The organism is uncultured Winogradskyella sp. (assembly GCF_947501905.1).
Lineage (GTDB): Bacteria > Bacteroidota > Bacteroidia > Flavobacteriales > Flavobacteriaceae > Winogradskyella.
In genome coordinates this window covers 639,641-653,755 of the sequence record NZ_CANMXL010000002.1, presented here as the reverse complement: position 1 = coordinate 653,755, position 14,115 = coordinate 639,641, and the positions used below count along the sequence as shown (strand labels likewise).

Sequence of the window (14,115 nt, the reverse complement as noted above, 5' to 3'; positions counted from 1 at the left end):
TAATATTAAAATAGATTTGTATCAGTGAAAGTTAGGCTTTGGTATATGCTATTAATAAAGCATTTTTTTCATTATATAAACGTAAATCACCATCATTACTAAGCACAAAACACCAACCAAAAGGCTCGTGCTTTGGTTTAAATGTTAAGCTTTTACTGTTTTTCTCTATAATGTTTACTGGCTTAAAACCTGCTTTATTAAATCTTATATAATAGCCATCATCTGATAGTTTCAGTAACTCAAAATTACCTTTTGGAGCTTCGTAGGATTCGTTTTTAAATCTTTTTCGATACCAAATTCCAATTTCTTCCTTTATAGATAATTTTTGAATCTGTTTAGTTTCTATGTAAGTATCAATCAAAGCGTCACTTATTTTCGTGCTAGGCTTAGATTTAATTTTAGATAAGAGACTATCATAAATACTATCTTGTCCAAATACTGAATAATCATAAAAGGAACCTGCGAGACCCTCTAGTTGATAAGATGGAAACATCAGTAGTTCTCCTGTAAGTTCTTTTTGTTTTATTAATAAAGGCCAGAAGTCTAAATTGGATTTAGGTATATGGTTGTGAATAAAAAAGAACTCATTATAAGTGTTAGGCGCTTTAAATATTGAATCGCCCTTGAGTTCATAAAAAAGAGCAGACTTAATAAGCGTAACAAGTGATAATGAATCGTAGGCTTTATGACTTTTAGCTTCCAATACGACCTTCTGGTCAAAATTATTTAGCTTTTCCCAATAGTTGTAGTAATCTTTACTATTTAGTGCTTGAATTTCGTTTTTGTATTCCTCTAATGGTAAGTCAAGTTCTTTCTTATTATTACAACTGAATAAAACCAGTAGTAAACCAAAAATGTATATCTGATATTTCAATTTAAATCTTAATTAAAGGTCTTTGGCAGAATCAATAACTTTAGCTTTTAAGCCTTCTTTGTAGATTAGAATTTTATCTAAAACACACTTGTCGCTAGAGCCTAAAATTTGAGCTGCTAAAATCCCTGCATTTTTTGCGCCATTTAAGGCAACTGTAGCTACAGGAACACCTCCTGGCATTTGTAAAATAGATAATACAGAATCCCAACCATCAATTGAGTTACTACTTTTAACAGGAACGCCAATAACTGGCAATGGCGATAAAGAGGCTACCATACCTGGTAAATGAGCAGCGCCACCAGCACCAGCAACAATAACTTTAATGCCTCTAGTATGTGCATTTTTACCATAGTCAAAAAGTTTGTCTGGTGTACGATGAGCAGATACAATATCTACTTCGACTTCGATGTCAAACCCTTTTAAAATATCAATAGCGTCTTGCATTACTGGCAAATCGCTTTTGCTTCCCATTATTACCCCTACTTTACTCATAACTATTTGCTTATTACTTGTATGGTTTCTTTAACGTTTTGAGCTATTGCTCTAGCCTTATTAATATCTTTATCTATAATGGTGACGTGTCCCATTTTACGAAAAGGTCTTGTCTGCTTCTTTCCATAAATATGAGGCGTCACACCATCCATAGCCATAATATCTTCTATGTTTTTGTAGAGTACATCTCCTGTGTGGTTTTCTGCACCAACAAGATTTACCATAACACCAGCAACCGTGCTTTCGGTTTTTCCTAAAGGTAAATTTAAGATGGCTCTTAAATGCTGCTCAAATTGGCAAGTATAACTGCCTTCAATACTGTAATGTCCAGAATTGTGAGGTCTTGGAGCTACTTCGTTAACCAAAACATCATCATCCTTAGTCAAGAACATTTCAACAGCTAAAAGCCCAACATGCTTGTATGCACCTGCAACTTTTAAGGCTAATGCTTCAGCTTTTTTGGTAATATATTCTGGCAAACGCGCAGGACATAATACATATTCTACTTGGTTGGCTTCGGGGTGAAACTCCATTTCGACCGTTGGATAGGTTTTTATCTCACCACTTTCATTTCTTGCAACAATTACCGCTAGCTCATTTTTAAATGGAATCAATGTTTCTGCAATACATTCTGTATTTGGTAAGTCTTTTAAATCCGAAATAGTTCTAACTACTTTCACACCTTGTCCATCGTATCCAAATCGGGCGCTTTTCCATACAAACGGCATCGATAATCCTCCATTATCAATAGCATCTTCTATTTCTGAAGCATACGCAAATCGCGAAAATGGCGCAGTGGGAATATGATTATCAGTATAGAATAATTTCTGAGTGGCTTTATTCTGAATTGTTCTTAGCGTTTTTGATGATGGGTATACTTTTTTGCCTTCACTTTCTAGAGCTTCAAGTGCATCAACATTAACGTTTTCAATTTCAAAAGTGAGTAAATCTACACTACGTCCAAATTCTAAAACAGTATCATAATCTAGAATATCTCCAGTTAAAAATTCGTCACAAGCGAGTCGTGAAGGTGCATCTTTACTAGAGTCGATTACTTTTGTGGTAATATCAAATTTTCTTGTGGCGTAAAGCATCATTTTGCCTAACTGTCCGCCACCTAAAATGCCAAGTTTAAAGTCTGAAGAGAAATAGCTCATATTCGGTATTCCAAATAGTTCGGAAATCTTTAGTTAGAAATTGAAAATTGAATAACAAAAATACACTAATTATAGAAGAATATTCCAAAATAGGAAACCAAAAATCGACTATCGTTAATCATTTGATTATCTTTGCCCTTTTAAAATTAAAACATGCTCGTAAAGCTTCAGGATTTATACTTTAAACCTTTTATTTCAGAAGAGAAAATACAAGATGCTGTACAACAAATGGTTGATGCTCTTGCAAAAGACTTAAAGGATGAAATGCCCATATTTGTTGGGATTCTTAATGGCTCTTTTATGTTTGTGAGTGATTTTGTGAAAAAGTACCCACATCCTTGTGAAGTTACTTTTATAAAATTAGCATCTTATGATGGTGTGAAATCTACTGAAGATATCCAAAGACTTATCGGTTTAACTCAAGATTTAACAGATAGAACTGTTGTTATTCTTGAGGATATCATTGATTCAGGCAATACACTTGCTGAAGTGCATCGTATTTTTAAAAATGAAAAAGTGAAGCAATTGATAATTGCGACTTTGTTTTATAAGCCTGAGGCATATAAGAAAGACTTTAAACTGCATTATGTCGGTATAGAAATTCCAAATAAATTTATAGTAGGCTACGGCTTAGACTATAACGGCTTAGGAAGAGATTTACCCGAAGTATATCAACTAAAAACAACACAGCACATGACTAATATTGTATTATTTGGCCCTCCAGGAGCAGGCAAAGGTACACAAGCAAATTTCTTAAAAGACAAATACGATTTGGTACATATTTCTACCGGAGACGTATTTAGATATAACATAAAAAATCAGACTGCTTTAGGAACTCTAGCCAAATCATATATGGATAAAGGCGAATTAGTACCTGATGAGGTAACCATTGATATGCTTAATGCTGAAGTTGAAAAAAATGCAGACGCTAAAGGTTTTATTTTTGATGGTTTTCCACGTACAAATGCTCAAGCTGAAGCTTTAGACGTATTAATGAACACTAAAGATTCTCAAATTAACGCCATGGTTGCTTTAGAGGTTGAAGATGAAGTTTTGGTAGGTCGCTTACTAGAAAGAGGAAAAACGAGCGGAAGACCAGATGATGCTGATGAAGGTATTATAAGAAACAGAATCAAAGAGTACTACGATAAAACAGCCATCCTAAAAGATTACTATTCTTCTCAAGATAAGTATTTTGGTGTCGATGGTGTTGGTAGTATTGAAGAAATTACAGAACGTTTAAGCGCTGTTCTTGATAAATTATAAGTTTTATTTATAAGATAGGCCTAGTATAGATTACTAATTTAAAGATTCCCGATGTCTCGGGAAACAAATATGACTGAAGGCAACTTTGTAGATTACGTAAAAATGCATGTCTCTTCTGGAAACGGAGGAAAAGGCTCTGCACATTTACATCGCGAAAAATATATACAGAAAGGTGGTCCTGATGGCGGCGATGGTGGTCGTGGCGGTCATGTTATTATAAGAGGTAATCCTAATCTTTGGACACTTTTACACTTAAAATTTAAAAGACATATTAGAGCTGGTCATGGAGCCCATGGTAGCTCGGGTAGAAGTACAGGCGCTGATGGTGAGGATATGTATCTTGATGTGCCACTTGGTACAGTTGTAAGAGATACAGAAACTAACAATATCCTTTTTGAAATCACAGAAGAAGGTCAGGAAAAAATTGTTGCAGAAGGCGGAAAAGGTGGACGAGGTAACTGGCATTTTAAAAGTTCTACAAACCAAACACCGCGTTACGCTCAGCCTGGTATTCCTTTGGAAGAAAGGCATATTACTCTTGAGCTTAAAGTATTAGCAGATGTTGGTTTAGTTGGTTTTCCTAATGCAGGAAAATCGACATTATTGTCTGTGATGACGTCTGCAAAACCAAAAATTGCAGATTACGAGTTTACGACCTTGAAGCCTAATTTGGGTATTGTTGAGTATCGCGATTTTAAGTCCTTTGTAATGGCAGATATACCTGGTATTATTGAAGGAGCTGCCGAAGGAAAAGGTTTAGGTTATTACTTCTTAAGACACATAGAGCGTAATTCAATATTACTATTTTTAGTACCGGCTGATGCTGATGATATCGTTAAGCAATACGAAGTTTTGTTAGATGAGTTAAGACGTTACAATCCTGAAATGTTGGACAAAGAACGTTTTCTTCTAGTGTCAAAATCTGATTTATTAGATGATGAATTAAAAGCGGAGATGAAAGTGGAGTTAGATAGGGATTTAAACATTGATTATATGTTTATGTCATCCGTTGCTCATCAAGGCATTCAGGAGCTAAAAGATAAGCTTTGGAAGATACTTAATTCCTAAATTTTGTTATTCTTAAAGCGTTAAAATTTATACTTCAGTTTCAATTTTTAGTATCTTTAAAATAAAAAGATGAAACTGCTAAGATTCCTTTTAGTATTACTGCTATTTACGTCATGTGGTGCTTTTGTAGATTACGATTACGAAAAAGACACCGACTTCACTCAATATAAAACCTACAATTATTTCACGGATATGAAGTCTGGTTTTAATCAACTAGATGAGAAGCGTCTTATTAGAGCTATAGACGATAAGCTTAAAATCATGGGCTTTGAAAAATCAGAAACACCAAGTTTTAGTATAGATATTCAATCTGGTGAGGTAACTTCAAATTCAAATAGTAATGTTGGTGTAGGTATTGGTGGTACTGGCCGTAATGTTGGTGGTGGTGTGTCTATTGGTATTCCTGTAGGTCAAAATAGAGTTATGCGAGAGATTAGTATAGAGTTTGTAGACGATTCAAAAAACGGAGTTTTTTGGCAAGCAATAACTACGATTTCTAATATTGGTAATACGCCTGAAAAACGTGAGGAAAGCTTTATGAAACTAATAGAAAAAGTGTTTAGTAAATATCCTCCTAAAAAGTAATGTATTTTATGTTTCGTTAAGTTGTTGTTAAGTCCTCTCAAAAATTGAGATGTTCGATTTACATTTATATAAACTAAACTCTCAATTAATGAAATATTCTAAATTTATTTTCAGTATTCTTTTCGTTTGTCTTTTTACAATTTCTAACGCACAATATGATGTAAAACCACCAAAAGGCTATTCAAATGATATAGGGAACATGGTTTCCATGTTAGATGGTCTAAAGGCTAGAGTAGAGCGTATTGTTAAAAATCTAGACCAAGATGCCACTGACTTTCTTTTAGATGAAAATGCCAATACACCAGGTGCTATGATTTACCATTTGGCCGCAACAGAGAAATATTATCAGGTTTATACTTTTGAAGGCAGACAGTTTAATAAAGATGAAGAAGCAAAATGGGGAACCGCTTTAAGTCTTGGCGATAAAGCTCGTAAAGAGTTTGTTGGAAAGCCTATATCGTATTATCTAGACATATACGATGAAGTTAGAGCAAAAACAAAAGAACTTTTAAAAGAAAAAGATGATGATTGGTTTGCAAAGAAAAATGGAGGTATGACTAACCACTGGGCGTGGTTTCATGTTATGGAACATCAGGCGAATCATATGGGGCAATTGGCAATGATTTCTAAACGTATTAAATAGTGTTATATTTATTGTAATAATTTATACACAATATGTCATCAGTCAAAACAAAATCATGGTCAATTTTAGATAAAATAGGCTTTCGATTCATCTTTATTTACTTTTTATTATTCATTGCTTTTCAAAACAATAGTGCTTACCCTTTTTGGTATACAATATTTTCATATCCATTGCAATGGATGAAGAAATTGGTTCCATGGTTAGGAGAAAATGTTTATGGCATAACTGAAATAACTTTCAGGGAAAATACAGGTAGTGGTGATACACTTTTTGACTACGTTACATTACTAACCATATTTTTAGCTGCTGTAATTGGTGCTATTATATGGTCATTGATAGATAGAAAACGTTTTGACTACAAAAAACTTTATTATTGGTTAACTGTAGCAGTACGCTATTATATTGCTCTGATGCTTATAGCTTATGGTTTAAGTAAAGTGATTCAATTACAGTTCCCTTATCCAGGTCCATATAGAATGTTGAGTGAAATTGGCAATACTTCGCCAATGGGATTAGCATGGACATTCTTAGGTTTTTCTAAAGGTTACAACATATTTATGGGCATAGCAGAACTATTAGCGGTCTTACTTTTGTTTAGAAGGACATTAACTTTTGGATTAGTTATTACTTTAATGACAACACTTAACGTAATGGCTGTTAATTACTTTTACGATGTTCCCGTTAAAATGGTGTCTACACATTTGGTTATAATGACATTGTTTTTATTATCTAGAGATATAAAAAAACTGTGCTTATTTTTCTTTACAAATATTAAAACTAAGCTTTCGGTAATAGAAAGACCAGTTTTTAATAAGGGTATTACAATAGCTATAAAAAGTTTTAAGGCGTTAATAATTGGTTATGCACTCATTTATGGTTTTGTAAATGTTTTAGAGAATGAAAAATTATATGGTGCTAAAGCAGAAAAGCCATTATTATATGGAGCATACGAGATTACCAATATTACAGTAAATGGAGATACTTTAAATGACTATAGAGATAATCGTTTATGGAAACACATTGGTGTGCAATGGCAAGGTTCTTTAAGGATACAAAGATACAGCAGCCCAAAAACAACGTATTACGGAATAGAAAAAGACAGTTTAAAGGATAGATTTAAGTTAACAAGTTGGAGTAGGGATAAAGAGACTTTTTATATGAATTTTAAAGAAGTTGATAGTGCCACTGTAAATTTTGATTATATATCAGAAAAAGATACTATTAATGTCTATACTAAAAAAATGAATAAAAATAGTTTTACATTATCAAGAAAAGAGTTCACTTGGATAAGTGAATATCCTTTTAATATGTAGGTGTAAAAATTTAAATAAAAAAGAGGCTTTTATAAGCCTCTTTTTTATTCTTTTAGTTATGTATTAGCTTAGCAAAGCTTTGTATTTGTCTTTATAACCGTATAGTACAGCAATATTTAAGACTAATAGTGCTAAAGCTGGAGCTATATTTCCTGGATCTAAAGTAGCGTGGAATAATGCTGCGTTTACAGAAATGCTCATAAGTATTAGTGCTAATAATGCTCCAAACTTATTCAGAATTAATGCAAGTCCGGCAATGATTTCAACAACACCTACAAGGTCCATTACTTTTGCATTAGTTAATGCCCCAAAATAGGCACCTGCATCTGCAGACATACCTTCTGGTGGAGGTAAAAATCCAGCAAATTTATTCACACCAAAAACTAGGATAAAAACACCTAGTAAGATTCGTAGAACCATAAAAACTTTTGAATTCATAATTGTAAATTTTATTAGTTAGATAAGTAAGATACAAATTATATTTTTTGACCTCACTTGAGTTTTGTCGATTTCACGGCGATAAACTAACAAATGCTATTCTACAGTAACTCTAATTCCCTCACTATGACTGCTGAATTCTGGTGCATACATGGACTGTATTGTTGTAATGCCATTACTCATGTCACCAGCATTATTGACGCGCAAATCATATTCAAAAACATAAGCACCTTTTGGCAAAAAGTCTATAAAGAAGTTAGTTGCAGCATCTTTTGTGCTCTCATAGTAACCTAAACCATCTTGCCACTTGTATTGTGATAACACGTTGATAGGCTCAAAACCAGCAGCACGCATATCTTTAAGATGTAAGAATTCCATATCGCGGTCGCTACGTAATTCTATTCGGACTTTAACCAAATCACCAACATTGAGTTTGGTGTCTTCTGTGATTTCAGAAATTTCCTCACCACGATCTGTATTTGTTTTTAAGAATAGTTTTTTCTCTAGTTTTAAAGGTGTTTCTGCTGAAGTAATTTTATCTAAATCTTCAAAATATTGCCAGTACATGGCGCCCCAAGCGATACCTTCTCCTTTTTTAGATAGGGTGACTTTTGCTTGTTCAGGCTGTATCTCATTACCATTCCATGAGGTTTTGTAATAACCTGTACCAGCTTCAACTTTTACGTTTTCTAATTTTGAAGGTGAAATAGCTTCGTCACCAACAGTAACATCAACAGCTTCTGTAGCATCTAGCCATTCACTACCTTGAAGTAATAATGCATAAACTGCTTCGGCTGTTGCTTTAGTTGTTTCCCATTTATTGGTTTGCTTATTTTTAAGTAACCAAATCTTAAGGTTGTCAATCGTTTCGGTATCATTTTCAATTTCTGAAAAGGCTTCAATCAATAGCGCTTGTGTTTCGATTGGTGCTTGGTGCCAATACCAAGAAGCCATATTGGCTTTCCAGTACATGCCTAATTCGTCCGAAGTAATACTATTCTCTTTTAGAGATTTCATGATTTTGCCAGCAGTTTTACTATCATTATTTCTATGCATAATTAACGCCATTAAACCTTTGGCGTATAGAGAACGACTCAACCAATACTTTTGGATTTGACCTTTGTAGTAATCCATGATTTTATTGACCTCATTTGAAGTTTTAATTTCTGGATAAAAGCTACGAACATATAAATAGTGCATTTGTGTGTAGGACAAATGGTCTTTGTCTAAGTCTACTTTAGAGTTGTACTTTTTAAGGTTCTTGTATTCTTTTACAAATTCTTTGTCTAAATATTGAATGGCTTTTTCAATCATTTGAGATTTCTCGTCGCTTTGCTCTGTCGAATTGACTCCAAGTTGTTTCAAGTGACCAAAACCTGAAATGATATGCTGTGTAATATATCTGTTATCTCTTCCGCCATTAAACCAAGGCCAAGCACCAGAGTTATGTTGATTGGTTTTTAGTTTGCGTATTGAAGATTGCAACTCATTATTCATTTTGTTTAAATCGAATAATAAAGCAATACGTTTTTTCTGTTCCGTTTCGGATTGGGCATCACGTAACCAAGGTGTTTCTTCTATTAAAAGAGATTTTAAGTCGTTGTTCTTTTCTAGGCTTGAGATAAGTGCGTCTTGAGACGCCCATTGGTTAAAAACAGCTTCAATCTTTGGATTAGACTTGGTAATATGTTGCGCCAAAGCATTGGCGTAATAACGGCTAAAGGTCTGCTCATTACAATCATATGGATATTCCATTAGATAAGGTAACGCTTGCACAGCATACCATGCTGGATTAGACGTGATTTCCAAACTTAGCTTATGATGTTTAAGTGTTGACGATGTTGTTGATGCTAGCTTATCTAAAGTAAATGTTTTGGTCTGATTAGAGCGCACCCACATTGGTAAGGTTTCTGTAACCAGCATTCTGTTTGTTAAAACAGGCAAAACGTTTTGCTCGCCATCACTAAAATCTTCAGATTTTGCAATGATTTTGTATTGCACAGCTTGGATGTTGTCTGGAATTTTTAATGTCCAACTCGCTTGCGTATTGCCTTTAGCGTCTACAGAAAAATTTTCGACTGCATTCGACCCAATAAGTTGTTCTGAAATGTCTTTACCTGTAATAACATCTTCTAAGATTAATTGTGCTTGCCCAGATAATGCTTTGTCTGTAAGATTTGCAATTTTTGTACTTATGGTAATAGCATCACCTTGACGTAAAAAACGAGGCACATTTGGTAGCACCATCAATTCTTTTTGAGTCACAGTTTCAAATTGTGCTACTGAACTTTCTAAAGTTTTGGTATGAGCTAGTAATTGTAATTTCCATTTGGTCAACGCTTCAGGTGCTTTAAAATTAAAACTTACATTACCGTCTTTATCCGTTTGTAATTGCGGAAAGAAAAATGCGGTTTCCTGAAGGTTTTTGCGGATTTGGATTTTTTTCGAATCAATATTTTTATTTGTTATTTCAGATATAATATTTAATCCATCAGTTTCTTCTCTGCTGTTAAAGACAATTGCTTTTTTCGAATCTTTGTTATAAACACTACCTCTATAATAATTGAAATCATCAAACTCCTTATCTGCAGTATCAGATGCATCAGCGATGCTCATCACTTCCATTTCATCTACCATTACAGCTTGAAGTTTCTTCTCTGATGCGCTATTTTCTAATGCCATGGCTTTTCGCCTAAATTGCATTCTATTATTTCCAAAACGAAACCCAAACCAATTCAATCTATCAAAGCCTTGATACGAATAACTTGGGATGCTTTTAAAGCTATTATTTCTTCTAAATGTAGAAGTGCCAAAACTTAGATTACTATTCTTATAGGCATTTGTATAATATGAAGGTTTAGATATTGGGCTAAAATCCCAGTTATGTGGTTTAAATTCGTCTAAAGAAGCATCATACATACTTGCCAGAACTTCAGCTGCAACTTTATCGCCTTTTGGTCCTTTGATTTTAAACTGCCATGTTTCATCTTGTCCTGGTTGTAGCTTATCTCTAAATGTACTGGTCTCGATTTGTAAATCGGTTTTTGGATAAGGCACATTAATTTTTACTGAGCTAGATACATAATAATTAAATGCTGAAAAACTGTAATGCACTACAAACCCACCAAGGTCATCTTTGCCAATAGGTAGTTTTATGCTTTGCTTAGAGTTGCTAAGCTTATAAAGTTGCGTTTTAGTAATTTTTTTATCCTTTTCTATTTCAATCGTTACTGTTAGGTCTTTAGCTGAGCTTCCAAAATTTAGTATTGCCGTATCATTGGTTTGATATTCGGTTTTATCTAAGCTAATATCAAATAATTTATGGTCTACCAATGTTTTGTCAGCATCACTATAAAGCATGGTGTAGGTTTTATCTTTTACATCTTGCCCAAACTTGTCTTTGGTTTCTAGAGTAATGAGATATGCACCAGAAGTCCATTTTTTTATTCGTTTTAAGAGTACTGATTTTGATTTTTCAGTATCAAATTGGGTTTCAAAAATCACTTTGCTTTTGCTCCAATTTTCTATACGATTTTCGTTATCATAGGACCAATGCGGGAATTGTTTTTTAAAGGCCTCTTCCGTCAACATCTTATAATCTCCAGCTTGCCAAGGACGAGAACGTAAAACAGCATTTGGAGCGTTGAGCTTGTAGATTTTTATACGTCCTTTTGCAGGAACAAATTCGCCATTAAGATTAGACGTGTTAATAGTTAACTCTGTTTCTTTTTTAGATTTATCAATACGTTGAGGTGCTTGTATATTTGCTGTGAGTGCATGATAGCCTACTCTAACTGTTGTTGAGGTGCTTCGGGTTTCGCCATTAATATCAGTAACATCTGCCGTGATTTCGTAATTAAAAACAGGTAAATTGTCTTTAGATACACTTTCGTCAGGAAGAGCTTTAAAGGTCACTTCAAATTCACCTTTATTGTTCGTTTTAGTTTCTCCAAAAGTGATTTCTTGTGCTTCAGAATTGTAACTAGGACGACTCCAATAATACCAACGTGGCAAACGGACTTGTCGCTTTACGCGATAGACTACTTTTGCATCCGTGATATTACTACCTGAAAAGGCAATGGCATTACCTTTTACGATTACGCTATCGTTAACCTTATAAGTTTCTGTAACAGGTGTAAAATTAGTTTCAAATTTTGGACGTTTGTACTCTTCAACAGAAAAGTACTCGCTGTAAGTGCCCATTTTATCTGACACAGTTCTTATGGCAAAATCACCAGTAAGCCCGCCATTTGGTAAAATAAACTCGCCATTAAAAGACCCATAGTCATTAGTGGTAAGTATTAGTTCACTCAATTGTTGTCCATTAACATCATGGAGCGTTGCTGTGACTTTTTCACCAGAAACTACAGTGGTGTTTTTAAGCTCTGTTTTAGTAGAAATACCTTTAAAATAAACCGTTTGTCCAGGTCTGTATATGCTTCTATCTGTGAAAATATGAGTCATATAGTTAGTCGTAGTATTCTCCTGTCTATTGCGAAGTCTACTTATATATGACTCGCCGAAAACACCTGTGTCATTACCCGTTTTAATAATAGCATAAGCTGAGTTGTAGGTATTATTATTTTTATTAAAATAAAACTTGCCGTATTGGTCCGTCGTAAATGATTTACTGAGTTCTTTATCGTAATTTCTATTAGCTCTATATCTTAATTCTGCTTTAGCATTTACAATAGGGTTTCCATTATTCCTATCAATAACTTGATAGGTGATTTTATCATTTTCCTGAGTTTGTACCATTGCTAAATCAGTAACTTGTATATCGGCAGTCGCAAAAACTGAAGTGCTTGTTTTTGCAACAATAATATAGAGTCCGTTTTCTAAATTTGGTAGTACAACTTCGATGCTGTGATTTTGGTAATCATTTTCATTTTTAAGCTGACTTGTAAAGCTCTTATGAACTTTTAATTTAGATAGAAACTGTTTTCTTTCTTCTGTTCTATAGAGTTGATTAAACTTTTTAATCTTTGAAAGACTGACTTTATGTATGTCAAAATTAAGTGCTTCAAGGTTTTTGTAATTAACTAAAATAAGTGCTGGTTTGTCTATTGGAATATAGCGTTCTGTTTTTAAATTTAGGCTTGGTTGAAGAATTCGTGCTTTTAATACCTCACACTTTTTTGCACCATCACTCTCTGGGAATTCTGAAATAATAGTATTGCAGAGCGTTAAAGCTTCTTTGTTTTTCCATCTGATATCTTCAGAATTGTCTTTAGCTTTTGGATTGAAAGTAGAGCCTTGATTTACCAAATGACTAGCAATCTCAAAACTATATAGTGCTGAAACTGGATTGTCTTTTACAGTATTTAACTCAGCCTCATAAGTTTTTATAATCTCGATATCTCTATTGGTAAAAGTAGCATTCTGCTTTACAAAATTTAGGCGCTCAATATTTGCCGACACAAACGCTTTTGATGCTTTATCTTTTAGATGAAATTTTAAAAGATTTTGATAAATTTTTAACGCATTAAGTTGAAGATTAACCGAATCCTTAGATGTAATATTTAGGTTAATAAACTTATCACTTAGTGCTATATATTTTGAATCATCAATGACGAACTTATATGCAGGTTGAGTAATTGTATTTTCTGGAGTTTTATAAAAATCTAAGGCATTATAGCTTAAAAAATCATAGAGTGTAGGTCTATATATTTTAGAGTTTTTGGTATTAATTAATAGCGCATTGTAATTCTCTAAAGGCTCTTGCTGAAGCATTAAACCATTTTGTAATGAGTTTTGAAAATAAGTGTGTATTTCTGCAAAAAGTGTTTTTAAATCCCATGTTCTAAAGTCGTCATTTACTTTTTCTTCTGTCTTAGAGCGGTTATAAAACTTGTATCTATTTTGTTGGAAATATTGCCAATACAAATTAGCTAATATATTCTCCAATAAACGTTTGGTAACTATGTCGCTAGATGCTATTTCGGATTTAAAATTGTTTACAATTTTTAATTGCGAATCTTCTTCTAGAATTTGCATGTATTTACTTTGGTAAAGCAATGCTTTGGTTCTCTGAACTTTATTTTCATCACCTTTAGCTCTGATATAGATTTTATCTGCTAATTCTGAAGCAGATTTAGTTAAGCCTTCATTTTCTAATTTCTGCACAGCTTCCCATTGTGTATCGTAATACTTGGATTGAGCAGAAGAAAAAGAGGCGAAGCATATGAGCATAAAAATGGTTATGTATTGTTTCATGATTTTAGTATTTGCAACAAAATACCTTCAAAAGGTATTCCAAAAAACACAATTTAAGTCAAT

Annotated in this window: 10 protein-coding genes; 5 read left to right on the top strand and 5 right to left on the bottom strand. The window is 33.5% G+C overall.

The window, feature by feature from the left end; genetic code table 11:
* Positions 1 to 31: 31 nt before the first annotated feature.
* Genes Q0770_RS06675 through Q0770_RS06665 form a run of 3 tightly spaced genes read right to left on the bottom strand, consistent with a single transcriptional unit; the run spans position 32 to position 2,523 of the window.
* Positions 32 to 874, bottom strand: coding sequence for a hypothetical protein (locus Q0770_RS06675; RefSeq protein ID WP_299115287.1), 843 nt, complete (start codon positions 872 to 874; stop codon positions 32 to 34).
* A 12-nt stretch (positions 875 to 886) separates the two neighbouring features.
* The gene (gene purE, locus Q0770_RS06670; RefSeq protein ID WP_299115286.1) at positions 887 to 1,366 is read right to left on the bottom strand and encodes a 5-(carboxyamino)imidazole ribonucleotide mutase; all 480 of its coding nucleotides are present in this window, start codon (positions 1,364 to 1,366) and stop codon (positions 887 to 889) included.
* Between the two features lie 2 nt (positions 1,367 to 1,368).
* Entirely contained in the window at positions 1,369 to 2,523 is a 1,155-nt protein-coding gene (locus tag Q0770_RS06665; RefSeq protein WP_299115284.1) for a 5-(carboxyamino)imidazole ribonucleotide synthase, read from the bottom strand.
* 153 nt (positions 2,524 to 2,676) lie between these two features.
* On the opposite strand from Q0770_RS06665, the gene Q0770_RS06660 reads away from it, so the two are divergent.
* The 5 genes from Q0770_RS06660 to Q0770_RS06640 all read left to right on the top strand — a co-directional run bounded on the left by Q0770_RS06660 (position 2,677) and on the right by Q0770_RS06640 (position 7,398).
* The gene (locus tag Q0770_RS06660) at positions 2,677 to 3,789 is read left to right on the top strand and encodes an adenylate kinase (protein WP_299115282.1); all 1,113 of its coding nucleotides are present in this window, start codon (positions 2,677 to 2,679) and stop codon (positions 3,787 to 3,789) included.
* Positions 3,790 to 3,858: 69 nt separating this feature from the next.
* A complete protein-coding gene (gene obgE, locus Q0770_RS06655; RefSeq protein WP_299115361.1) occupies positions 3,859 to 4,857 on the top strand; it encodes a GTPase ObgE in 999 nt (332 codons plus the stop codon).
* Between the two features lie 69 nt (positions 4,858 to 4,926).
* Positions 4,927 to 5,442: a DUF4136 domain-containing protein gene (locus Q0770_RS06650; protein ID WP_299115280.1), complete on the top strand. Its 516-nt coding sequence runs from the start codon at positions 4,927 to 4,929 to the stop codon at positions 5,440 to 5,442.
* 88 nt (positions 5,443 to 5,530) lie between these two features.
* Positions 5,531 to 6,085, top strand: coding sequence for a DinB family protein (locus tag Q0770_RS06645; protein WP_299115278.1), 555 nt, complete (start codon positions 5,531 to 5,533; stop codon positions 6,083 to 6,085).
* A gap of 32 nt (positions 6,086 to 6,117) precedes the next feature.
* A complete protein-coding gene (locus Q0770_RS06640; protein WP_299115276.1) occupies positions 6,118 to 7,398 on the top strand; it encodes a hypothetical protein in 1,281 nt (426 codons plus the stop codon).
* A gap of 63 nt (positions 7,399 to 7,461) precedes the next feature.
* Here the strand turns inward: Q0770_RS06640 and Q0770_RS06635 are convergent, their stop codons facing one another.
* Both Q0770_RS06635 and Q0770_RS06630 read right to left on the bottom strand, forming a co-directional pair.
* Positions 7,462 to 7,836 (bottom strand): DoxX family membrane protein, encoded by a 375-nt coding sequence (locus tag Q0770_RS06635; RefSeq protein WP_188375218.1) that lies wholly within the window; start codon positions 7,834 to 7,836, stop codon positions 7,462 to 7,464.
* 96 nt (positions 7,837 to 7,932) lie between these two features.
* Positions 7,933 to 14,052, bottom strand: coding sequence for an alpha-2-macroglobulin (locus Q0770_RS06630; protein ID WP_299115273.1), 6,120 nt, complete (start codon positions 14,050 to 14,052; stop codon positions 7,933 to 7,935).
* Between the last annotated feature and the right edge of the window lie 63 nt (positions 14,053 to 14,115).